Annotated in this window: 23 protein-coding genes, 1 tRNA gene and 1 pseudogene; 9 read left to right on the forward strand and 16 right to left on the reverse strand. The window is 66.9% G+C overall.

What is annotated here, in order from left to right; translation table 11 throughout:
• Positions 1-38: 38 nt before the first annotated feature.
• The 4 genes from ACPPVQ_RS15410 to ACPPVQ_RS15425 form a co-directional block, all read right to left on the reverse strand.
• A tRNA-Arg gene (locus ACPPVQ_RS15410) sits at positions 39-113 on the reverse strand.
• Between the two features lie 411 nt (positions 114-524).
• Positions 525-1022 (reverse strand): HNH endonuclease, encoded by a 498-nt coding sequence (locus tag ACPPVQ_RS15415; RefSeq protein ID WP_426516008.1) that lies wholly within the window; start codon positions 1020-1022, stop codon positions 525-527.
• A gap of 361 nt (positions 1023-1383) precedes the next feature.
• Complete coding sequence (locus tag ACPPVQ_RS15420) at positions 1384-2199, reverse strand: C40 family peptidase (RefSeq protein WP_426516009.1); 816 nt, start codon at positions 2197-2199, stop codon at positions 1384-1386.
• 354 nt (positions 2200-2553) lie between these two features.
• On the reverse strand, positions 2554-3249 hold the full coding sequence (locus ACPPVQ_RS15425) for a metal-dependent transcriptional regulator (protein ID WP_426516010.1): 696 nt from the start codon (positions 3247-3249) through the stop codon (positions 2554-2556).
• Positions 3250-3360: 111 nt separating this feature from the next.
• On the opposite strand from ACPPVQ_RS15425, the gene serC reads away from it, so the two are divergent.
• Positions 3361-4476, forward strand: coding sequence for a phosphoserine transaminase (gene serC, locus ACPPVQ_RS15430; protein ID WP_426516011.1), 1116 nt, complete (start codon positions 3361-3363; stop codon positions 4474-4476).
• Between the two features lie 30 nt (positions 4477-4506).
• Positions 4507-4677, forward strand: a pseudogene (locus ACPPVQ_RS15435) (DUF2530 domain-containing protein); the annotation flags it as partial.
• Here the strand turns inward: ACPPVQ_RS15435 and ACPPVQ_RS15440 are convergent.
• Positions 4618-5304, reverse strand: a complete 687-nt coding sequence (locus tag ACPPVQ_RS15440; RefSeq protein WP_426516013.1) for a DUF3027 domain-containing protein — start codon at positions 5302-5304, stop codon at positions 4618-4620. The pseudogene ACPPVQ_RS15435 and the gene ACPPVQ_RS15440 overlap by 60 nt on opposite strands.
• Complete coding sequence (locus ACPPVQ_RS15445; RefSeq protein ID WP_345761711.1) at positions 5297-5677, reverse strand: cold-shock protein; 381 nt, start codon at positions 5675-5677, stop codon at positions 5297-5299. The genes ACPPVQ_RS15440 and ACPPVQ_RS15445 overlap by 8 nt, the downstream gene beginning before the upstream one ends.
• A gap of 55 nt (positions 5678-5732) precedes the next feature.
• Between ACPPVQ_RS15445 and ACPPVQ_RS15450 the strand changes: the two genes are divergently transcribed.
• The 3 genes from ACPPVQ_RS15450 to ACPPVQ_RS15460 are packed head-to-tail and all read left to right on the forward strand — an operon-like array spanning position 5733 to position 9637.
• Positions 5733-6008 (forward strand): hypothetical protein, encoded by a 276-nt coding sequence (locus tag ACPPVQ_RS15450; RefSeq protein ID WP_426516014.1) that lies wholly within the window; start codon positions 5733-5735, stop codon positions 6006-6008.
• A 39-nt stretch (positions 6009-6047) separates the two neighbouring features.
• Complete coding sequence (locus ACPPVQ_RS15455; RefSeq protein WP_426516016.1) at positions 6048-7985, forward strand: helicase-associated domain-containing protein; 1938 nt, start codon at positions 6048-6050, stop codon at positions 7983-7985.
• 11 nt (positions 7986-7996) lie between these two features.
• Complete coding sequence (locus ACPPVQ_RS15460) at positions 7997-9637, forward strand: DNA repair helicase XPB (RefSeq protein WP_426516017.1); 1641 nt, start codon at positions 7997-7999, stop codon at positions 9635-9637.
• An 18-nt stretch (positions 9638-9655) separates the two neighbouring features.
• On the opposite strand, the gene ACPPVQ_RS15465 is transcribed toward ACPPVQ_RS15460, so the two are convergent.
• The 3 genes from ACPPVQ_RS15465 to ACPPVQ_RS15475 are packed head-to-tail and all read right to left on the reverse strand — an operon-like array spanning position 9656 to position 12558.
• Positions 9656-10411, reverse strand: coding sequence for a pyrimidine reductase family protein (locus ACPPVQ_RS15465; RefSeq protein ID WP_426516018.1), 756 nt, complete (start codon positions 10409-10411; stop codon positions 9656-9658).
• Positions 10404-11348, reverse strand: coding sequence for a dihydropteroate synthase (gene folP, locus ACPPVQ_RS15470; protein WP_426516020.1), 945 nt, complete (start codon positions 11346-11348; stop codon positions 10404-10406). The genes ACPPVQ_RS15465 and folP overlap by 8 nt, the downstream gene beginning before the upstream one ends.
• Positions 11335-12558: an NAD(P)/FAD-dependent oxidoreductase gene (locus ACPPVQ_RS15475; protein WP_426516021.1), complete on the reverse strand. Its 1224-nt coding sequence runs from the start codon at positions 12556-12558 to the stop codon at positions 11335-11337. The genes folP and ACPPVQ_RS15475 overlap by 14 nt, the downstream gene beginning before the upstream one ends.
• 224 nt (positions 12559-12782) lie before the next feature.
• On the opposite strand from ACPPVQ_RS15475, the gene ACPPVQ_RS15480 reads away from it, so the two are divergent.
• Complete coding sequence (locus tag ACPPVQ_RS15480) at positions 12783-13475, forward strand: response regulator transcription factor (protein ID WP_163287408.1); 693 nt, start codon at positions 12783-12785, stop codon at positions 13473-13475.
• Positions 13476-13522: 47 nt separating this feature from the next.
• On the forward strand, positions 13523-15232 hold the full coding sequence (locus ACPPVQ_RS15485) for an ATP-binding protein (RefSeq protein ID WP_426516022.1): 1710 nt from the start codon (positions 13523-13525) through the stop codon (positions 15230-15232).
• Positions 15233-15304: 72 nt separating this feature from the next.
• Here the strand turns inward: ACPPVQ_RS15485 and ACPPVQ_RS15490 are convergent, their stop codons facing one another.
• The 5 genes from ACPPVQ_RS15490 to ACPPVQ_RS15510 all read right to left on the reverse strand — a co-directional run bounded on the left by ACPPVQ_RS15490 (position 15305) and on the right by ACPPVQ_RS15510 (position 19630).
• Positions 15305-16396: a hypothetical protein gene (locus tag ACPPVQ_RS15490; RefSeq protein ID WP_426516024.1), complete on the reverse strand. Its 1092-nt coding sequence runs from the start codon at positions 16394-16396 to the stop codon at positions 15305-15307.
• A 172-nt stretch (positions 16397-16568) separates the two neighbouring features.
• Positions 16569-18188, reverse strand: coding sequence for a chaperonin GroEL (gene groL / locus ACPPVQ_RS15495; protein WP_426516026.1), 1620 nt, complete (start codon positions 18186-18188; stop codon positions 16569-16571).
• A 208-nt stretch (positions 18189-18396) separates the two neighbouring features.
• Entirely contained in the window at positions 18397-18600 is a 204-nt protein-coding gene (locus ACPPVQ_RS15500) for a cold-shock protein (RefSeq protein ID WP_426516027.1), read from the reverse strand.
• Between the two features lie 185 nt (positions 18601-18785).
• The gene (locus ACPPVQ_RS15505) at positions 18786-19343 is read right to left on the reverse strand and encodes a LytR C-terminal domain-containing protein (protein WP_426516031.1); all 558 of its coding nucleotides are present in this window, start codon (positions 19341-19343) and stop codon (positions 18786-18788) included.
• 17 nt (positions 19344-19360) lie between these two features.
• The gene (locus tag ACPPVQ_RS15510; protein WP_426516032.1) at positions 19361-19630 is read right to left on the reverse strand and encodes a DUF3263 domain-containing protein; all 270 of its coding nucleotides are present in this window, start codon (positions 19628-19630) and stop codon (positions 19361-19363) included.
• A gap of 154 nt (positions 19631-19784) precedes the next feature.
• On the opposite strand from ACPPVQ_RS15510, the gene msrB reads away from it, so the two are divergent.
• Both msrB and ACPPVQ_RS15520 read left to right on the forward strand, forming a co-directional pair.
• On the forward strand, positions 19785-20186 hold the full coding sequence (msrB, locus tag ACPPVQ_RS15515; protein WP_426516033.1) for a peptide-methionine (R)-S-oxide reductase MsrB: 402 nt from the start codon (positions 19785-19787) through the stop codon (positions 20184-20186).
• A 4-nt stretch (positions 20187-20190) separates the two neighbouring features.
• Positions 20191-20742 (forward strand): nitroreductase family protein, encoded by a 552-nt coding sequence (locus tag ACPPVQ_RS15520; protein ID WP_426516034.1) that lies wholly within the window; start codon positions 20191-20193, stop codon positions 20740-20742.
• Here ACPPVQ_RS15520 and ACPPVQ_RS15525 read toward each other — a convergent pair.
• Positions 20721-21692, reverse strand: a complete 972-nt coding sequence (locus ACPPVQ_RS15525) for a DMT family transporter (RefSeq protein ID WP_426516035.1) — start codon at positions 21690-21692, stop codon at positions 20721-20723. The two genes, ACPPVQ_RS15520 and ACPPVQ_RS15525, sit on opposite strands and share 22 nt — an antisense overlap.
• A 21-nt stretch (positions 21693-21713) precedes the next feature.
• Positions 21714-21857: a hypothetical protein gene (locus ACPPVQ_RS15530; RefSeq protein ID WP_426516036.1), complete on the reverse strand. Its 144-nt coding sequence runs from the start codon at positions 21855-21857 to the stop codon at positions 21714-21716.
• Positions 21858-21887 lie beyond the last annotated feature (30 nt).

Here is a 21887-nt window from a genome sequence, read left to right on the forward strand (position 1 = left end):
AAAAATGCCTCTGACCAAGGCATTTCGATCGTACGATATGGTGCCCCTGGAGGGACTCGAACCCCCAACCCTTTCCTTAGGACGGAACTGCTCTTCCATTGAGCTACAGAGGCTGACCACCCGAGTTTACCGGAGCGTTCGGGCGAGCACCGAGCATCCGCCCCTCACCCGCCATCGTCACGCATTCGCCCGACGGTACGTTTCGAGCGTCTCCGCGAGACAACGTGGCGCGCGACGCTCATGCGGCGATCGTAGTCGCAGCCGGCCGGACGCGGTTTCAACTTCCGCACCACCACGGCGCTACCAAGCTACATCCGCCGAGAGCCGCCACCCTCAGTCCCGCGATCAGTACCCAATAGATTGGCAACCGATCGCGACCGCGTGCCATCCTCTGGCAACCAATCGCCACAGTGGGCGACACGCTCGACCGCAGGCCCGAATGGTAGCCAAAACCCTGGCTACCAAGCGCTGACGAGCGTCAGCTTTCGACAACCAATCGTCCACACCGAGCACCCACCGCTGGCTCACGCAGCCGGCGCGAGATACCCTTCCCACTTCGGCTGCGCACTCTCCACACCGCGTACAACCCAGGAGACATCATGCGGCATCCGCGGGTCGGAGCGGAGGGACCACCCCATCTCCGACGGGGTGCGGTCGCTCTTGAGGTTGTTGCAGCGCAGGCAGCACGCGACCAGGTTCTCCCAGCTGTCGGCACCACCGCGCGACCGAGGCATCACATGGTCGATCGTGGTCGCGGTCTTGCCGCAGTAGCCGCAGCGATGTCCGTCACGTCGAAGAACACCACGACGACTGACGGGCACGGCGCGACCACGCGGGATGCGCACATAACGCGTCAACAGGATCACTGCCGGCCGCTCATAGCTGCCGGAAGTTCCCCACACCGGGTGGTCTTCGTCGATCTCGACGACCGTGGCCTTCTGATTCATGACGAGCACGAGAGCCCGTTTGAAGGACACGACGGCGAGCGGCTCATAGCCGGCATTGAGAACCAGTGTGCGCATATCAACCCTTTCTGAACCGGCTGGATGGCTTCCAGACGTTCGGCGGAACGACAGCGGTCGAAAAACGGGTGCAGACAAACAAAAAGGGCACTGTCACACGGACAGCGCCCATCGAAGCCACGGAATGGTGGCGGCAGGTTTGACTGCTGTGCCGGAGGTAGAAAAGGCCGCGCGCGTCCGCGGTGTGGACGCTGCACGACGTAACCATGTGGCACTCCCGGGATCTCTCACGGTGTCAGGGCATCAGGCTAACGCAGAATCGGCGCGCCACATATTCGAGGCGCGCCGATTCCGTGCTGTGAAACCCACTGTTCACACAGTGTTGCTAAGCCGTTCGGCTCCGCGTGAGAATGCGAAAGGGTCAGATTCCGAGCCGCACGACGTAATAGTCGGAGGTCCAGATGGGGCGGATCGAGATGGATCGACCGGTGTCGGGAGCATCCATGATGTTGCCGTTGCCTGCGTAGAACCCGATGTGACCGGGCATGACGATGAGGTCACCTGGCACAGCATCCTGAATCGAGATGGTCTTGCCGCGCGCAGCCTCACCGGAAACCGAGTGCGGGAGGGAGATGCCGAATTGCGCGTAGACGAACATCACGTAGCCGGAGCAGTCGAAACCGGCAGGAGTCGCCCCGCCGAACACGTAGGGCACGCCGATGTACTGCTTGGCGACGTTGAACACCTGGGCGAGGCTGAAGTTCGGGTACGGCGGATGCGCGAGAAATTGACTGACCGATGGGCCGGAATACGCCTGGCTGTACGCCGCGAACTGCACCGCCACCTTCGCACGCTCGGCTTCGGCCTTCTGGTTCGCGAGCTGCGCTTCGGTCGTCGCGCTGGCCGCGTCACGAGTGACGGCCGCCTGGGCGACGGTCTGCGAGACCTGGACGCTCTGCGGCTGCGCCTTCTTCATGCTTTCGATGGCAGACGACTTGAACTGAGCGCTCTCAGCGGTCTGCGGATTGAAAGCGTAGGCAGGGATGGCCATCGTTGCGATCAGGCCGGCCGCGAGCGTCATGACGGCGATGTTGATGACGCTGCCTTTGACGCGTTTGCGAGAGGCGGGCTTCTTCGTCGCCACAGCCGGAACGGCGACGGATGCACGGGGGATGGATGATCGGGCGGCGACAGTTCTGGCCTTGGCCGGCTGCGCTGCCGGGGCTGTCGCGCTCACCGAGCGGTCCTTCGATGTCGATTCCGACGCGCGCAGGGACCTGCGGGTGGCGAAATCGTTCGACGGGGTTGCGATGTGAGGGGTCGTCTGACCGGGTGCGGGGAGATTCTCTTCAGAATCGGGTGTACCTAATGGCGCCAAGGTATAAACCTCCTGCGCTCCGACAGCACTAGGTAGCTGCCCCGTCCTCAATGCTTATAGCTTCGGCTTCGCGGTAAAGGAGACGGGATGGGGGGTGGAGCGTCCTTTTCCGGGTCCAGCGGCCGGCTTCTGACCTGTGAACTCGTTCGACACTACGGGACCCTGCACGGTTTGTCACATCCCCCGAAGGGGTTTTTAACAAACTGGTAACAGTTATGAGGCGTCGGCGAAGATGTGCGCAGCCAGCTCGTTCGGCAATTCGAGACCGGCTTCGTAGCCGTCGATCTGCACGAGAACGTAGGAGCCCGCGGCAGAGAAAGTGCCGGTCGAGCCCGGAAAAACACCGGCCTGCTTAAGCTGGAGGAGAAGCTCTGGATCGACCTGCGCGGGCTCACCGAGGCGTCGGATACTGGCAGTCACCCCCGAGTTCTTGCCGTCGACCAGGTCGACGAGGTTCAGGAGGCCCTGGATCGAGCGGGGATCGGACACGTCGCCGAGCTCGTCGAGGCCGGGAATGGGGTTGCCGTACGGGGATTCCGTCGGGTGCCCCAGCATCGTGAGCAATTTTCGCTCGACCTGCTCGCTCATCACGTGCTCCCAGCGGCATGCCTCTTCGTGCACGTACTCCCACTCGAGTTCGATGACGTCGCTCAGGAGGCGTTCGGCGAGTCGATGCTTGCGCATGACGTGCACGGCTTTGCGGCGGCCGTCGCCGGTGAGTTCGAGGTGACGGTCGCCGGAGACGACGACCAGGCCATCCCGTTCCATGCGGCCGACGGTCTGCGAGACCGTGGGCCCGGAGTGCCCGAGACGCTCCGAAATGCGTGCGCGCAGCGGGATGATGTTGTCTTCTTCGAGTTCGAGGATGGTGCGGAGGTACATCTCCGTCGTATCAATCAGATCGGTCATCGCCGCCTCCACCTACGCGCCCGGCATCCGGGCTGAACAACGCTATAGAGCCTACTGTCTGGCCATGACAGCCTCGCTCCCCCTATGCACAAGTGCCAATAGACTCCCTTTATGCCGGATGTGACAATTCCTACTGAACTGCTGCCCGCCGACGGCCGATTCGGTGCCGGACCGTCCAAGGTCCGCCGGGAGCAGGTGGAATACCTCGCGGGCGCCGGCGCGGCCCTGCTGGGCACGTCGCACCGGCAGGCTCCGGTGAAGAATCTGGTCGGGCGCACCCGCACCGGCCTCGCCGATCTCTTCCGCATCCCCGACGGCTACGAGGTCGTGCTCGGCAACGGCGGCTCGACCGCTTTCTGGGATGCCGCCGCTTTCGGTCTGATCGAGAAGCGCAGCGAGAACCTGGTCTTCGGCGAGTTCAGCAGCAAGTTCGCGGCTGCGGCGAAGGCGCCGTGGCTCGAGGCACCGCACGTGATCGAGGCTCCTGCAGGCTCGCGTGCCGAAGCCGAACCCGTCGCCGGCATCGATGTCTACGCGTGGCCGCACAACGAGACGTCGACCGGCGTGATGGCTCCCATCCGTCGTGTGCAGGGCGACCCCGGTGCGCTCACCGTCATCGACGCGACCAGCGCAGCGGGCGGCGTCGATTTCGACGCGAACGAGACGGATGTGTACTACTTCGCACCACAGAAGAACTTCGCCTCAGACGGCGGCCTGTGGTTCGCCCTCTTCTCGCCGGCGGCGATCGAACGGGTCGAGCGCATCGCTGCGAGCGACCGCTACATCCCGGAATTCCTCAGCATCAAGAACGCGATCGACAACTCGCGCCTCAACCAGACCCTGAACACCCCGGCCATCGCGACGCTCCTGCTGCTGGAAAACCAGGTCGAGTGGATGAACGCGAACGGCGGCCTCGCCTGGTCGTCGGCGCGCACGGCCGAGTCGTCGGGTGCACTCTACGAGTGGGCCGAACGCGTGGACTATGCGACGCCGTTCGTCGCCGATCCGGACCACCGCTCGCAGGTGATCGTGACCATCGACTTCGACGACGCGATCGACGCAGCGGCGATCGCGAAGACCCTCCGCGCGAACGGCGTCGTCGACACCGAGCCGTACCGCAAACTCGGCCGCAACCAGCTGCGGGTCGCCACCTTCGCAGCGATCGAACCGGATGACGTCCGCGCCCTGATCTCATCGATCGAGTACGTCGTGGAACGTCTGGGCTGAACCGGATGCGCACCCGGCAGTGAGCGGACGATGAGACTCTGGCTGCGTGACAGCGAGCGCCGGCCAGACCCGGTGCCCGTGGCGACAGACGACCGCAAAGCCATCGCGACGGGCCTCGTGCTCTGGCTCGTCGCGCTGGTGCTAGTGCTGGTCTTCGCCGTTCCGCTCTCTGCCGCCAGCGACAGCTGGTGGCTCTGGACCGTCCTCATCGGACTCGGTCTCGGTGTCGTCGGCCTCGTCTACGTCAGCGTCAAGCGCCGCTGACTCCTCGGCCGCGAGGTCGAGGGTGACGTCGATGTCGGCGTCGTCTTCGTCTTGTTCGGGGTCGTCGAAGTCGATGTCGACACCATCGATGTCGCCGCTGTGGAGGACGGGCACGCCGGAATCGTCATCGTCATCGTCGTCATCGTCGTCGTCTTCGTCGAGGTCGTCGAGGTCGTCGTCGGATTCCTCGTCCTCGTCCTCGTCACCTGACGCCGCGTCGGCCGCCAGCGCCTCCTGTGAGGCCTGGTAGTCCGCAAGCCGCTCCGACCACGGAATCCAGTCAGGTGCGAGCAGGGATGCTTCGCCCGGCATGAGCTCCGTCTCGAGAACAGCGGGCTCGGCATCGCCGTCGAGACGCGAGATGGTCACCGACCAGCGCCAGCCGGGGTAACCGGCCAGCGCCGACTCGAAGAGAAGGGTGAGAACGTGCTCGCCCTCGACGATGTGGCCGACGACCGGCCCGACGGTCTCCGCCGGAGTGACGTCGAGCAGCGCAGCCCGCGCCAGGTCGACGGCCTCGAGAAGGGTCGCGTCGGCGACGGTCGCAGCGTCGTCGTCAGGCATCCAGGTCGTCCGCAACGCGGCGGAGCACAGCCGCGATCTTCGCGCCGTGCGCCTTGTCGGGGTACTTTCCGCGCTTGAGGTTCGACCCGATGCCGTCGAGGAGTTTGACGAGGTCTTCGACGATGATCGCCATGTCGTCAGCGGATTTGCGGCTCATCTTGACGAGGCTGGGCGGCGCATCCAGCACGCGCACCGACAGGGCCTGCGCACCGCGCTTGCCGTCGGCGATGCCGAACTCGAGCCGTGTGCCCGATTTGACCACCGTGCCGGCGGGCAAAGCCGAGGCGTGCAGGAAAACTTCCTGGCCGTCATCGGAGCTGATGAAGCCGAAGCCCTTCTCGTCGTCGTAGAACTTGACCTTGCCGGTTGGCATGGGAACCTCTTTCACATGGGGAATCTTGTGACCAACCTCAATTATCCTTGATTTCGTGACCCAACAGACCCCGCCGGCTCCCAGCCGGCTCCAGCGCACCCTTGCGTTCATCATCGCCGCCCTCTTCATCCTGTCTGTGCTCGCCATCATCGCGATCATCGCGGGCACGGCATTCGGTGCGTTCGCAGCCCAGGGCTCGGGGAGCGGGATCTGGCCGACGGTGTTCTTCATCCCGCTGATCGGCCTGCCGATCGCCTTCGTTCTGCTCATCGTTGTGCTCATCGACAATTTCAGGCAGAGGAGCCGCGCGAATCGCAATTCGCAGCGCTGAACCGGGCCGAGCTGACATGCACACGGGCATGGCGCGCCGATGACCAGCACACTCGTCCTGGCTGAGCGGCTGCGCGCCCTCGACGATGTCACTCTCGCAACCGCCGTCGCGGCCCGCGGGGTTCCCCGCTACGGCGTCGACGACTTCTTCGACCTTGCCGACGCATTGCTCGATCGCGATTCGGTGCAGCGGGCGCTCGCGACTTTCGACCGGCCGACGCTCGCCGTGCTCGCGGTGCTCGCGACATCCGGTGCCCCTGCAAGCGCGCAGCGCGTCGCAGACCTGCTCGCAGCGTCCGGCTCGATCCCTTCGCAGGAACCGGATGCGGTGGCCGCCCGCCTCGAGGCGACGGCTTCGCTGCTGCTCACCTTTCACCACGGCGACGCGTACATCGTCTACGACGCCGTCCGGCAGCAGCTCGAGTCCTGGCCGGAGACGGGACTTCCCTCACCCGAGCAGCTGGTCTGCGCCCCGCCGCCTCCTGCGCTCGCTCCGGTGCCCGACACCGAGCAGCGGTTCAGCGACCGACTCGCCGCCGAGCGGGCTTTCCTGGCCGTGTCGACCGTGACCGAACTGGTGTCGGAGCTTCAGCGGGAGGGTGCCCGCGAGCTGCAGAAGGGCGGCCTCGCCCTCCCCGCGGCGAAGCGTGTCGCCATGGCGCTCACCATCGACGTCACCGATGTGCCGACCGTCGTGTCGATCGCGGCACGGGCCGGGCTGATCGCGATCGAGCATGCGACCTGGCTGCCGACAGACGCAGGCGTCGAGTGGCAGCAGGAGCCGACCGCGAACCGGTGGCGCGTTCTCGCCGGCGCCTGGCGCGACGCCCTTCCCGCCGACCTGCGCGGCGTACTCGCCGACCGTGCACACGCCGTGTGGGGCGACCGGCTGCATGAGTTCGTCGGCTGGGCGTATCCGGCTGCTGGAGCGGCGATGCAGGCCAGGGTGACCGCGTACACCCGCGACGCGGAGTGGCTCGGCATCACGGCACGCCAGACGCCGAGCACCGCAGGAACACTCCTGCTGGAGTCTGGCCCGGCCGAAGCCGCAGGCACGATCGCTTCGCTGTTCCCTCCCGAGGTCGACCATGTGTACCTGCAGCACGACCTCTCGATCGTCTCCCCCGGCCCGCTCACCCCGGCGGTCGATGCGCGCCTGCGCACGCTCGCCGACGTCGAAAGCCGGGCCCTCGCATCCACCTACCGCGTCTCAGCAGCGAGCCTGGGTCGAGCGATCGCCGCGGGCGAGACGGCGCAGACGATCCATGAGTTCCTCGCGCAGATCTCTCTCACCGGCGTGCCGCAGCCGCTCGACTACCTGATCTCCGACGCCGCGGAACGCTACGGCAGGGTCCGGGTGGGAGACCTGGATGCGGTTCGCGCTGCGCGGGCATCGGATGCACTGGGCGACGATCGCGAAACGGGAGCGCACACGGTCGTGACCTCCGACGACGCCGAGTTGCTCACGACGATCGTCGTCGACCAGGCGCTGCGCCCGATCGCCCTCCAGCGCACCGGGCCGACGCGCCTGGTGAGCCGGTTCCCGCGAGACGTCGTCTTCTGGGCGCTCAGCGACGCCCGCTACCCGGTCGCCGCCGAAGACCCGGACGGAACGATCGTCGGGCTCCAGCGGCACCGTGTGGCGCAGACTACTCCCCTGCCCGCCCCGAACCCGGCTGCTGCGCTCGTCGAGCGCCTGCGGGCCGCAGAGAAGGCGGAAGGCCCGGACACCGGCGCGCAGTGGCTCGCACGACAGCTCGACATCGCCATCCGCAGCAAAGCCACCGTCACGGTGAGCGTCGCGATGCCCGACGGGCAGGTCGTCGACTACCTGCTCGAACCGACAGGGCTCGGGGGCGGTCGGCTCAGGGGCCGGGATCGCAAGGCCGACATCGAGCGCACGCTCCCGCTCTCCAGCATCCAGGGACTGAACGCCGTCGAGGCGCCGGACACCGGGACCGAGGGCGGCGAGGCGTAGACTCAACGGTTATGTCCGACGGCCCCCTGATCGTTCAAAGCGACCGCACCGTTCTGCTCGAGGTCGCGCATCCGGCCGCTGAAGATGCGCGCCACGACCTGGCGATCTTCGCCGAACTCGAGCGCGCGCCAGAGCACATCCACACCTACCGGATCACCCGGCTCGGCCTCTGGAACGCGCGGGCCGCTGGGCACACCGCGGCAGACATGCTCGCCACGCTCGAGCGGTACTCCAAGTTCCCGATCCCGCAGACGGTCTCCGTCGACATGGGCGAGACCGTCGCACGGTACGGCCGGCTCGTCATCGACCGGGCAGAAGACGGGACTCTGGTGCTGCGGTCGACAGACCTCGCCGTGCTCACCGAGATCGCCGGCGCGAAACGCGTCAGCCCACTCCTGCTCGAACGCCTCGACGACGAGACGTTCGTCGTCGCCGCGTGGGCCAGGGGTCAGCTCAAACAGGAGCTCGTGAAGCTCGGATGGCCGGCCGAAGACCTCGCCGGCTACACGCCTGGCACGCCGCATCCCATCGAGCTGGTCGAAGAGGGCTGGCACCTGCGGGACTACCAGAACAAGGCGGTCGCGAGCTTCTTCGACGGTGGGTCCGGTGTCGTGGTGCTGCCCTGCGGTGCGGGCAAGACCCTGGTCGGCGCCGGAGCGATGGCGACCTCGAAGACGACCACCCTCATCCTCGTCACCAACACCGTTTCGGCCCGCCAGTGGCGCGACGAGCTGCTGCGGCGCACGACGCTGACGGCCGCGGAGATCGGCGAATACTCCGGACAGGTCAAAGAGGTGCGCCCGGTCACGATCGCGACGTACCAGATCCTCACCGCGAAGCGGAAAGGCGAATACGCTCACCTCGCACTCCTCGACGCGCTCGACTGGGGCCTCGTCGTCTACGACGAAGTGCACCTGCTTCCCGCTCCCGTGTTCAAGCTGACGGCCGAGCTCCAGGCACGCCGGCGGCTCGGTCTCACTGCTACCCTGGTGCGCGAAGACGGCCGCGAGGGCGACGTCTTCAGCCTCATCGGCCCGAAGCGCTTCGACGCCCCCTGGAAGGAGATCGAGGCGCAGGGCTTCATCTCGCCGGCGTCCTGCTTCGAGGTGCGCATCGACCTGCCGCAGTCCGACCGGCTCTCCTACGCGGCCGCAGCAGACGAAGAGCGTTACCGGCTCGCCGCGACCGCACCGGCGAAACTGGATGTCGTGCGCCGCCTGGTCGCGCGTCATGCCGGCGAGCGCATCCTCGTCATCGGCCAGTACCTCGACCAGATCGACGAGCTGGCCGACGCCCTCTCCGCCCCCAAGCTCACCGGCGCGACGCCCGTCGACGAGCGGGAGCGTCTGTACCAGGAGTTCCGGGTGGGCACGACGCCCGTACTCGTCGTCAGCAAGGTGGCGAACTTCTCGGTCGACCTGCCAGAGGCGACGGTCGCGATCCAGGTCTCCGGATCGTTCGGCTCGCGCCAGGAGGAGGCACAGCGGCTTGGCCGACTGCTCCGCCCGAAGGAGTCCGGCCTCTCCGCCAACTTCTACACCCTCGTCGCCCGCGACACGGTCGACCAGGACTTCGCCCAGAACCGCCAGCGCTTCCTGGCGGAGCAGGGATACAGCTACACGATCCTCGACGCGCACTCGCTGGCGGCCTGACCGCCGGGCGGACGCGGTTCAGCCCCGCAGGTACCGCAACAGCAGCGTGTCGCCCGCAACGAGCACGTGGGCCAGCATCAGGCCGACCGGCACGATCGGCGACTCACCCGACGCGATGCGGGTTGCAACACCCGCCTCGAGCCGCGGGCTGACCGTCAGGCACAGCTCGTCGAGCACGGATGCGGCCACCAGGTCGCCGAACAGGTGGGGGCCGCCTTCGCAGTGGATGCGGCCGAGCCCGCGTTCCATGAGCGCCTGTACCAGCACATCCGGCTGCACGCGCTCGCGCCCGCAGATGACGACGTCGGCCACGGTCTCGAGGGCGGCTCGCGTGGTGCTGCGGGAGAGTTCGGTGGTCAGGATGATCGGCCGCACGGGCGCGTCGGCGAAGATCGCACTCGCAGGGTCGAGATCGAGGCTGGCCGACACGATGGCGAAAACCGGATGCGGCGCCAAGCCGGCCGATGTGCGCGCACGCTCTGTCGCCTCATCGACCCGCATCGCGCCGTAGCCTTCCGCCCGAACGGTGCCCGCACCGACCACGACGACGTCGCACAGCCGACGCAGGATGCCGAACACGCGCTGGTCAGCGCCGTCGGAGAGGCCGGCGGAGAGCCCCTGGTGGGTCGCCGCCCCGTCCACACTCGACACGAAGTTGACGCGCACCCACGGCTCCGACCCGACGTTCTCGCTGTAAAGTCGCGCGATCTCGTCGTCGCTGAGGCCCTCCGGCGCCGGCAACGGGTAGGCGAGCACGATCGGGGTCTCACTCATTGGCGTCTCCCATGTTGTGTCGCAGTCCCTGCGGCGTCCACAGGCCGAGGATGGCCTCGGTCATCCTCGCCGCTGCGACGGACGCGGCGACGTTGTGCATCCGGATGATGCGCGCACCGTTCATGATCGAGACGACAGCGGCCGCGATCGAGCCTTCGAGTCTCGCTGTGCGGTCCGCCTGAATGGTCTCCCCGATGAAGTCCTTGTTCGAGACGGCGGCGAGCGTCGGGTAGCCGAGGTCGGCGATCTCCGACAGCCTGCGCGTGAGCTCCAGCGACTGGAGCGTGTTCTTGTTGAGGTCGTGGCCGGGATCGACGACGATGCGCTCCTCCGGAACGCCGGCAGCGATCGCGCGTTCGACGCGCTCGGACAGGAACCGGGCGATGTCTGTGGCGATGTCGTCGTAGACCGGCTTCGGATACTGCGTGCGCGGGGCAGCGAGGCTGTGCGTGATGACGAGGGTTGCCTCGCTGTCCGCGACGATGTCGAGCAGTGTCGGGTCGGAAAGCCCCGTCGTATCGTTGACGACCGTGGCACCGGCGCGGATGGCCGACCGGGCGACCTCGGCATGGAACGTGTCGACCGAGATGACGACATCCGATCCCGCTCGCAGTTCCGCGACGACCGGCACGACGCGACCAGCCTCCTCGTCGACCGGAATGGGCGCCCCCGGGGCGAACGGAGCGCCACCGATGTCGACCCAGTCGGCTCCGTCGTCGACAGCGGCGAACGCGGCGGAGACTGCAGCGTCGAGCGCGAAGGTGCGTCCCTTGTCGTAGAACGAGTCCGGCGTGCGATTCACGACCGCCATCACCGCGACCTGCGCGGCGAAGTCGAACGTGCGCGCGCCGATCCGGCGGACAGGGATGCGCAGCGGCGGCAGGTAGGGCTCGCGCGCACCCGTTGCTGCCGCGGCGATGCCATCAGAGAGCGTCAAGGGGTACATCCTCATCCATCAGCCGGGCACGGTCGACCTGCGCGCCCGACCGGATCAGTCGCTGCACCTGGTCGTTGACGTCCCACACGTTCACATTCATTCCCGCGACGACCCGGCCGTCGCGCACCCAGAAGGAGATGAACTCAAGCGAAGCGGGGTCGCCCCGAAAGACGATGTCGGCACCGCGCGCGAGCGGCGCGTAGCCCGAGTACTCCATGCCCAGATCGTATTGGTCGGTGTAGAAGTACGGGATGTCGTCGTACTCGGCGTTTTCGCCCATCATCGCCCCGGCGGCCACCCTGCCACCGGCGATGGCGTTGGCCCAGTGCTCATTGCGCAGGTGCTGCCCGATCGCCGGCAGGAACGGGTCGGCGACGTCGCCGGCCGCATACACGTCTTCGGCGCTCGTCGCCATCGCCGAGGTGGTGGTGATGCCGTTGCCGATCGGGAGGCCGGCCTGCTCAGCCAGGCGGACGTTCGGCGACGCGCCGATCCCGGCGACGACCACGTCTGCTTCGAGCCGCTCACCCGCATCCGTCGTCACCTCCTCCACCGTGCCGGCCGTACCGCGGAGTTCTGCCACCGCGCTCTTCAGCCGGAACCCGACGCCGTGGTCTCGGTGCAGCCGCTCGAAGACCGAGCCCAGTTCGTCGCCGAGCACACCCTGCAGCGGGACGGCGCTGTGCCCGACGACCGTCACCTCGTTGCCGTAGAGCCGCGCTGCAGCCGCGACCTCGAGCCCGATCCACCCGGAGCCGGCGATCACGATGCGCCTGCCACCGCCGGAGAGCTCGGCGCGCAGCACGTCGCTGTCGTCGAGCGTGCGCAGGGTATGCACGCCGTCGAGGTCGGAACCGGGCACGGTGAGTCGACGGGGGCTCGCACCCGTCGCGATCAGCAGGCGCTCGTACCCGAGGCGGGCGCCATCTTCGAGGACCGCCTCATGGGAGCCGGGGTCGATCGAGGCGACCGTCGTGTCGAGCACGAGCTCGACCGCGTTGTCCGCGTACCACTGCGCGGGGTGCACGAACACTTCGTCACGTTCGCCGCCGTTCAGGTACTCCTTCGACAACGGCGGGCGGATGTACGGATCGTGCGCTTCGGCGCCGACGATGACGATGCGTCCGTCATAGCCGCGCTCGCGCAGCGTGGTCGCGGCCGTCGCACCCGCGAGGCCTCCTCCGACGATGACTGTGGTGCGCTCCGTCATGGGTGATTCCTTCCGTCGCTGCCTGTGCCGAAGCTATGGTCACGCGGTGCCTGCGTCAAGGCTGCCGATCAGACTCGCGGATGTTTCGCGGACCGCACGCGGGTCGTTCGCACGCCATTCGCACGCCGCTCGCACGCCGCTCGCACGCCGGTCACACGCCCGCCACCGAGCGCACACCGCGCCCTCACAGCCAAGTCTCAGTCAACGCGCAGATACTAGTTCCCATGAACGCCGGACCACGCATTCTCATCGTCGACGACGAGCCCAACATCCGCGATCTCCTCACCACCAGCCTCCGCTTCGCCGGTTTCGCCGTGCGCGCTGTGGGCAACGGGGCGCAGGCCATCTCCGCGGTCCTCGAAGAGGAACCCGACCTCATCATCCTCGACGTCATGCTGCCCGACATGAACGGTTTCGGCGTCACCAAGCGCCTGCGCGGTGCCGGCTACACGGCACCGATCCTGTTCCTGACGGCGAAAGACGACACCGAAGACAAGATCACCGGCCTGACCGTCGGCGGCGACGACTACGTCACCAAACCCTTCAGCCTCGACGAGATCGTGGCGCGCATCAAGGCGATCCTGCGCCGCACCATGCAGGCCGACGAAGACGCCGTCATCCGCGCGGGTGAGCTCACGATGGACCAGGACACGCACGAGGTCTTCGTCGGCGACACCGGCATCGAGCTCAGCCCCACCGAGTTCAAGCTGCTGCGCTACCTGATGCTCAACCCGAACCGGGTGCTCAGCAAGGCGCAGATCCTCGACCACGTCTGGGAGTACGACTTCAACGGCGACGCCGGCATCGTCGAGTCCTACATCTCGTACCTGCGGCGCAAGGTCGACGCCCACTCGAGCGAACCGCTCATCCAGACCAAGCGCGGCTTCGGCTACATGCTCAAAGCGGCAAAGGTCTAGTCGTCATACACTGTTGGCCCAGCTTCGCTGCATAAACTGGCGGCCTCATGCACGAATCACTCCTGGATCGCTGGAACGCAATCTCGCTACGTACCAAGATCACGGGCGTGACCGTCCTGATGCTGACGCTCGGGCTGCTCGTTTCGGGCATCGGCACGATGGCGATGCTCAAGCCCGTATTGCTGACGCAGCTCGACGCGCAACTCAACGCCGCCTCGCAGCCGAACAACCTGAACTCCTACCTGGCGTCACGCACCGGCAGCAGTGACAAGATCGCGTCAGACGGCAGCGCTTCCGACTACTTCGTCGCGCTCTACAACGCCGATGGCGACCTGATCGACTACAACTGGAAGAACGAGCCCTCAGCGGAACGCCCGGTCGTCCCGGCCAAGGTCGACCTGACCAAGGGCCGCTCGATGAGCCAGGACGGTTTCTACCTCAACAGTCGCGACAAGCACACGCTCTACCGTGCGAGTGCCACGCTCGTGACCTTCACGTCCCCGGCCGGCGCGTACGGCACGGCGATCGTTGCGGCATCCACGCACCAGATCGACACGATCATGGCCAGCTACCTGGCGATCTTCCTGGGCTTCGGAGTCATCGTGGTCATCGTCGGCGCCGGGCTCACGCGGATGCTCGTCACGACGACGTTCGCACCATTGCGCGAGGTCGAACAGACGGCCGCCGCCATCGCTGACGGCGACTTCAGCCAGCGCCTCGGCGGCGCCACCCCCAACACCGAGGTCGGACGCCTCAATCGTTCCCTCAACACGATGCTCAACCGCATCGACAGAGCCTTCACCGACCGCGCCCGCACCATCGAGCAGATGCGCCGCTTCGTCGGGGATGCCAGCCACGAGCTGCGCACGCCGCTCGTCTCCGTGCGCGGATATGCCGAGCTCTACCGCATGGGCGCACTCCAGTCGCCCGAAGAGGTCGCACAGGCGATGGACCGCATCGAGAAAGAGGCGATCCGCATGGGCGGTCTCGTCGAAGACCTCCTCGAACTCGCCCGCCTCGACGAGACGAAGCCGCTCGACCTGAAGCCCGTCGACCTCGTGCCGATCGCACGCGATGCCGCTCTTGACGCGATGGCCTCGTCGCCCGGACGCGTGGTCACGGTGCTCACACCCGAGCCGATCCTGGCCCGTGCCGAAGCGGAGCCCGCGTCGGTCGACACCGCGACGGCACCGATGGCGCGGGTGCAGGCGAACGCATCCACGGCGACCGGCCCGATCTCCTTCGCCGGCGCGACCCTCGCCCGACTGCGAAGCCGGCGGCCCCGTCGCACGAATACGGGTTCGACCGTTGTCATCACGGAACCGGTCATGTCACTGCCTGCCGTGCCTCCCAGCGATCCCGCGATCGTTTTCGCCGAAGAGAACAAGATCCGTCAGGTCGTCACCAACCTCATGGGCAACGCGATGCGCTTCACGCAGAACGACAGCCCGATCGAGATCCTCGTGCAGGTCAACCACCAGACCGACCGGGCGATCCTCGAGGTCATCGACCACGGTGAGGGCATCCCGCCGCAGATTCGCGAGAAGATCTTCCAGCGTTTCTGGCGCGCCGACACCTCCCGCGCCCGCGAGACCGGTGGAAGCGGTCTGGGTCTCGCGATCGTGTCGTCGATCGTCGCAGCCCACAACGGCACCGTCGAGGTCGTCGAGACCGAGGGCGGCGGGGCGACATTCCGTGTCGCACTCCCCCTTGCGGGCTCGCCGAGCGCGCCCCAGCCGATCACCCCGACTGCCTGACCGCGAGCCCGTCGAGCACAGGAAAAAGCACCTCAATTCGCGAGAATGAGGTGCTTTTTCCTGTGCCCGACCTCAGCGATGGGCGAGCACCCAGTTCGTGAATGCGACGGAGCCGGAGGCGGCGCCGGCGGTGGTCATGGGGGCCGATACCGAGAGCCAGTCGTCGCCCGACATCACATCGACGGACGTCGTCGCCCATTCGACGCCCGGGATCGTCCGCTGGATCGCGTGAGCGGTGTTCCCACCCGATTCGAGCGTCAACTCGGTCACCTCGGCACCCTGCGTGGCAAGTAGGTCTCGATAGTGGTCGAAGGCGGCCGTTCCACCGGGGATGACGGTCAGGCTGACGAGCACACCGCCGCTCCCGTCGTGGCTCGGGTGATAGGGGCAGTACTCCGCACCAGGCACGAGACCGACGGCGGCCTCGATGCGAAACATGTTCTCCGGCGCGCGGAACGAGGCTTGCGGCACGCCGAAGCTCGCCGCCGCCGCGGCCCCGTACTCATCCGCCATGCAGGCCGGATGCGGCGCATCGGGAACAACGCCCGTCGCCGCACCGGCTATCGGGGCGAGCACATCGACAGCGTGTTGCATCAGCGCGTGGAATTCGCTCTCACTGATCGAAGGACGCGTCGGTGAACTGGCCTCCCCAGCGACCCAGACGTTGCCGACGAGGATGTTGGTGTGGCAGTAGTTCTGGGCGCAGTCGCCACCACGGGAGGGATAGCTGCCGTAATCCGCTCCGGGAGTGGACGTCGACGGGTACCATTCGGCGAGCTTCGCCCAGGCCCCGTCGGAATTCGGCAGCACGTCGATCGTCACCGAAGCGCCGTGCTTCTCGACATCGGCTGCTTCGGGGGTCCCCCACAGGCACGAGCCTCCGCCGGCCGCTTCAAGCTGCGAGAAGGTTCTGCCGATATCGCTGACCGCCCGCACCCCGGCGTCGATCGCCCCTGCGTCGACGCCCAGAAGCGCGGACACGGCGTCGTTCGACGCCAGTGAGGCACAGTCGAACGCAAGACCCTTCCTCGGCGTCGGAGTCGGGTCGGCCGCCGATGTGCCCGTCGCGCTGGGCTCCTGAGCGTCCCCGGCCGCGCATCCGCTCAGCACCACGACGACCAGCGCCGCCCCCGCAAGCGCCGCAAGATATGCCTGTCTCCACATACGTTCCCCCCGGGACTCAGTGGCGACACTCTACCAACCACGAAGAGGCCGTCGAGCCCAGGAAAAGTCACCCTATTGCAACGAATTGGGGTGACTTTCCCTGTGCCCGACGGTGGGCGAAACGAAAGAGGGCGCCTCCCGAAGGAGACGCCCTCTTGTGACAACCTCTGGCTTAGAAGTCCATGCCACCGGTCGGGTCGCCGACCGGAGCCTGGTTCTTCTCCGGCTTGTCGGCGACGACGGCCTCGGTGGTGAGGAACAGGCCCGCGATCGACGCTGCGTTCTGCAGCGCGGAGCGGGTGACCTTCACCGGGTCGTTGATGCCGGCAGCGAGCATGTCCACGTACTCGCCGGTCGCGGCGTTGAGGCCGTGTCCGACGGGCAGGTTGCGGACCTTCTCGACGACCACGCCGGGCTCGAGGCCCGCGTTGATCGCGATCTGCTTGAGCGGAGCCTCGATGGCGACACGAACGATGTTCGCACCGGTCGCCTCGTCGCCGGTCAGCTCGAGCTTCGCGAAGGCGTTCTTGCCGGCCTGGATGAGTGCGACGCCACCACCGGCGACGATGCCCTCTTCGACCGCTGCCTTGGCGTTGCGCACGGCGTCTTCGATGCGGTGCTTGCGCTCCTTCAGCTCGACCTCGGTCGCGGCACCCGCCTTGATGACGGCGACGCCGCCGGCGAGCTTCGCGAGGCGCTCCTGGAGCTTCTCACGGTCGTAGTCGCTGTCGGTGTTCTCGATCTCGTTGCGGATCTGGGCGACGCGGCCCGCGATCTGCTCGGGGTCTCCGGCACCTTCGACGATGGTCGTCTCGTCCTTGGTGATGACGACCTTGCGAGCCTGGCCGAGCAGGTCGAGGGTGACGTTCTCGAGCTTGAGGCCGACCTCTTCGGAGATGACCTGGCCACCGGTCAGGATCGCGATGTCCTGCAGCATTGCCTTGCGGCGGTCGCCGAAGCCCGGCGCCTTCACGGCGACAGACTTGAAGATGCCGCGGATCTTGTTCACGACGAGCGTGGCCAGGGCCTCGCCGTCGACGTCCTCAGCGATGATGAGGAGCTGCTTGCCTGCCTGGATCACCTTGTCGACGACCGGAAGAAGGTCCTTGATGTTCGAGATCTTCTGGTTGGCGATCAGGATGTACGGGTCTTCGAACACGGCCTCCTGACGGTCGGGGTCGGTGACGAAGTACTGCGACAGGAAGCCCTTGTCGAAACGCATGCCCTCGGTCAGCTCGAGCTCGGTGCCGAACGTGTTCGACTCCTCGACGGTGACGACGCCCTCTTTGCCGACCTTGTCGATCGCCTCGGCGATGATCTCACCGATGGTGGTGTCGCCGGCGGAGATCGACGCGGTCGCTGCGATCTCTTCTTTGGTCTCGACCTCTTTGGCGGAGGCGATGAGCTCGGCGGTGACGGCCGCGACGGCCTTCTCGATGCCGCGCTTCAGGGTGATGGGGTCCGCACCGGCGGCCACGTTGCGGAGGCCTTCCTTGACGAGCGCCTGAGCGAGGACGGTGGCCGTGGTGGTGCCGTCACCTGCGACGTCGTCGGTCTTCTTCGCGACCTCCTTGACGAGCTCGGCACCGATCTTCTCGTACGGGTCGTCGAGTTCGATCTCCTTGGCGATGGAGACACCATCGTTGGTGATCGTGGGAGCGCCCCACTTCTTCTCGAGTACGACGTTGCGACCGCGCGGGCCAAGCGTCACCTTGACGGTGTCGGCCAGAATGTTCAGGCCACGCTCGAGGCCGCGGCGCGCGTCCTCGTTGAAAGCAATGATCTTTGCCATGGTTGTTTTTCGTCCCTCCCGGACGTCTGCGAAAGATACGGAACTTCCGGGCGAATGCCCGTGTTCATTGTTAGCACTCGAACGCGTCGAGTGCTAGAACGATTCTGGCACTCGGATGCCGCGAGTGCAAGTGAACGCGAATAGCGCCGGACGCGAACGAACGCCGCCCGGATACCCGGACGGCGTTCGAATCAGTAGTCGTGCTGTGCTACGCCAGACGCACCGCCTCGGCCTGGGGGCCTTTGTTGCCGGTACCGACCTCGAATACGACCTGCTGGCCCTCTTCGAGAACCTTGTAGCCGCTCATGTCGATTGCGGAGTAGTGAACGAAAACGTCCTGTCCCCCACCATCCACGGTGATGAAGCCGTAGCCCTTTTCAGCGTTGAACCACTTCACGGTTCCGTTCGCCATCTATTACTCCCATTGCTGTGTTTCGTCCACGCGTAGCACATTCACCAGCGCGTTGAAACCAGATACTAATGCTTTCAACCGCCGCAATGAATGCTGATCCCGGCAATAGGGCGTGAAATTACGTGAATGGGGCGTGAATTAAACACGCCGGAAACATCGACGAGCGGAATCCCCGGTGAGAACGGCTATTGCCCCGGAGCCTTGTAGTCGCTCCCGACGACGACCGTCAGGTCGGCCCCGGTCTCGACGAAGTCCTGTGTCAGCATCACCGTGGCACCGGGCAGCGACTGCGCGACACCGAGGGCCGCACCCTCGTACTTCGGGTTCGAGTAGTAGACGATCGTGCTGGTGATGTTGCTCTGGCTCGCGTTCGCGCGCGACTGGACCTTCCATCCCTTCGCGACGAGTGCGTCGCCGACCTGGTTCGCCAGGCCTGCGGTCGTCGTGCCGTTCAGCACTGTGACGTTCAGGCTGGGGTCGACGGTCGGGACCACCGTCGGCGTTGGGGTCGGAGTGATGGTCGGCGTCGGGGTGCCGCTGCCGGGAGACCCGTTGAACGCGATGCTGCCGTTGATGAGGTAGAGCCCGAACACGCCGACGCCGATCAGGAGGAGGGTGGCGACCGCCGCCCACGCGAATCCGATCCAGCCGCGACCCTTCTGGTGGGGAGCTCGGTGTGCGCCGACACGCTGGATGTCGTCGGGGATCGCGTCGAAGCGGTCCTTCGGGAATTTCTCTGCCATCGGTTCGGTGGGGGTCCTCAGTCGTGGGGCGTGAGCGTTCGTGCGCTCCGCGCGGCCGTTCGTGCGTCGCGCAGGCGTTGCAGCCTCTTGACGAGCATAGGGTCGTGGGCGAGCGCGGCCGGCGAATCGATCAGGGCGCCGAGCAGCTGATAGTACCGCGCCGCCGACAGTCCGAAGTCCTGGCGGATCGCTTTCTCTTTCGTGCCCGCATGCCGCCACCACTGCCGTTCGAAGGCCAGGATCGCCTCGTCGCGTTCAGTGAGCTCCTCCGGAACCGTGTCCGCCATCGCTCACCTCTTTCGCCTGACCCCTGATGTGCGCTTCATACTATTTGGGCGTGTCTGAGTGTTCGCCCAAGCGGGCGGGCAGGTCGCGGGATGGCGTTTAGGGTTGGATCTGAGATCTCTCAGGCCAACCCACCCACGGAAAGGACGCCGCGCCATGGAGTACAACGTCACGAAGAGCGACGACGAATGGCGCACCGAGCTCAGCCCCGACCAGTTCGCGGTGCTGCGCGAGGCCGCGACCGAGCGCCCGTGGACGGGCGAACTGCTCGACGAGGAGCGCGCCGGCCTGTACACCTGTGCCGCCTGTGGCGCCGAACTCTTCAAGAGCGGAACGAAGTTCGACTCCGGCTGCGGTTGGCCGAGCTTCTACGAATCGGTTCGCCCGGAGGCCGTCGAGCTGATCGAGGACCGCAGCCTGGGAGTGGTCCGCACCGAGGTCCGCTGCGCGAGCTGCGGCTCGCATCTCGGTCACGTGTTCGACGATGGTTTCGGTACGCCGACGGGCGACCGTTACTGCATGAACTCCCTCTCGCTCACCTTTTCGCCGGCAGAGTAACCGGGTGACGTCCTTTCTCGAGGCTGTCGCGAGCCGGCGCTCGTACTCGCGCGTCACCGATGAGGCCCCGACACACGACGCGCTGCTTCCCCTCGTCGCCGCTGCGGGCCGCGTCGCCGACCACAGCTCGCTGCGCCCGTGGCGGGTGATCGAGTTGCGCGGCGACGCCCGCAACCGGCTGGGTGCGGCGTTCGTCAAGGATGCCGGTGCACACGGCCCCGACGCCGAAAAGCTCGCAGGGAAGCCGCTGCGTGCACCCCTGCTGCTGGCGATCGTCTCGGTGCGGCACCGGAGCGACAAGGTCCCCGGCTGGGAGCAGGACGCCGTCGCCGCGGGTGTCGCCCATACGCTGAGCCTGCTGCTGCACGAGGCGGGCTGGGGCGTCTTCTGGCGCACAGGCGCCCATACGCGTTCGAAGGCCGTGCACAAAGCTCACGGCCTGGCCCGGAACGAGCGCCTGCTCGGCTGGCTCTACGTCGGCGGCGTCCCGGAGGACTCACGCGAGGGCCACCGCCCGTCGATCGATGCGGAGCGCTACCTCACCGCGCTGGGCTGACGCCAGCGGATGCTCGCGACGGCGACGGCGACGAGCGCGAGGAGCGTTCCCGCGACGGTCGTCCAGGCGATCGGATGCGCGGAACTCGGCAGCACCAGGTCGAGCGCGAGCGCGGTCAGCAGCTGGCCGGCAACGGTTGCGAGGCCGAGGATGAGCACGCCGGTGATGCGCACGAGAAGGGATGACCCCGCGATGAACACGCACCCGATCGCGCCACCGAGGTACAGCCACCACTCGGTCGGGAGACTGGACGGCCAGCCCACGATCGACGAGTGCACCACCGTGGCGATGACGAGAACGGTGGTGCCGACCACGAAGTTGATGAACGTCGCGCTGAGCGCGCTCGATGCGACGACGCGCACCTGACCGTTCACGGCCTGCTGCCACCCCATCCCGAGCCCGGCGAGCAGCGGGAGCACCAGCATCCACAGGGGGACGCTGTGCGTGAGCTGCGCCGACACCGCCCAGGTGACCGCGATGAGGGCGAGCACGGCGCCGGTGACACGGGAGGGCGTGAGGGCCCGCCGACCGCCGGGCCCGAGCCCGATGCGGTCGAGCACGAGGCCGCTGACCGTCTGGCCCGCGACGATCGCGACGGTGAAGAGCGCTACGCCGAGCACGGCAGCGGTGAGTCCCTGCGAGAGCACGAGGAATGCCCCGGCGCTCCCGCCCAGCACGTACCACCAAGGCAGCGAGCGCGCACGCAGAGCACTGGCGACGCGACCGAGCCCACGCCGGCCCGACGGTGCGATGGCGAGCGCGACGAAGAGGATCAGGAGGCCTGAGCCGAACGAGATGGTCGCTGCGACGAAACCGTCGCCGAGCTGCTGGCCGAGCTCACCGTTGATACGGGACTGGACCGCCACACCCGCGCCGCAGATGAGCGCGAAGACGATGGCGAGCCACACGGGGACCGGCGTACGGCGGCGGGTCTCCTGGTCGTCGGGCACCACTCCAGCCTATTGTCCGGGTCAGGGCGCCGGCGCGTCACCGTCCGACGGCTCGGGCTCCGGTAGCCACGGAATGGTCTCTTCGGGCGCCACGAGTTTCTCTTCGCTCAGGTCGTAGTCGTCCGCCGACGCGTCGTCGTTCTTTCCGTCGTCCGTTCCACCCATGACTGCCTCCCCAGGTCGCGGCGCCGCTGC

Source organism: Leifsonia sp. McL0618 (genome assembly GCF_049994905.1).
GTDB lineage: Bacteria > Actinomycetota > Actinomycetes > Actinomycetales > Microbacteriaceae > Diaminobutyricibacter.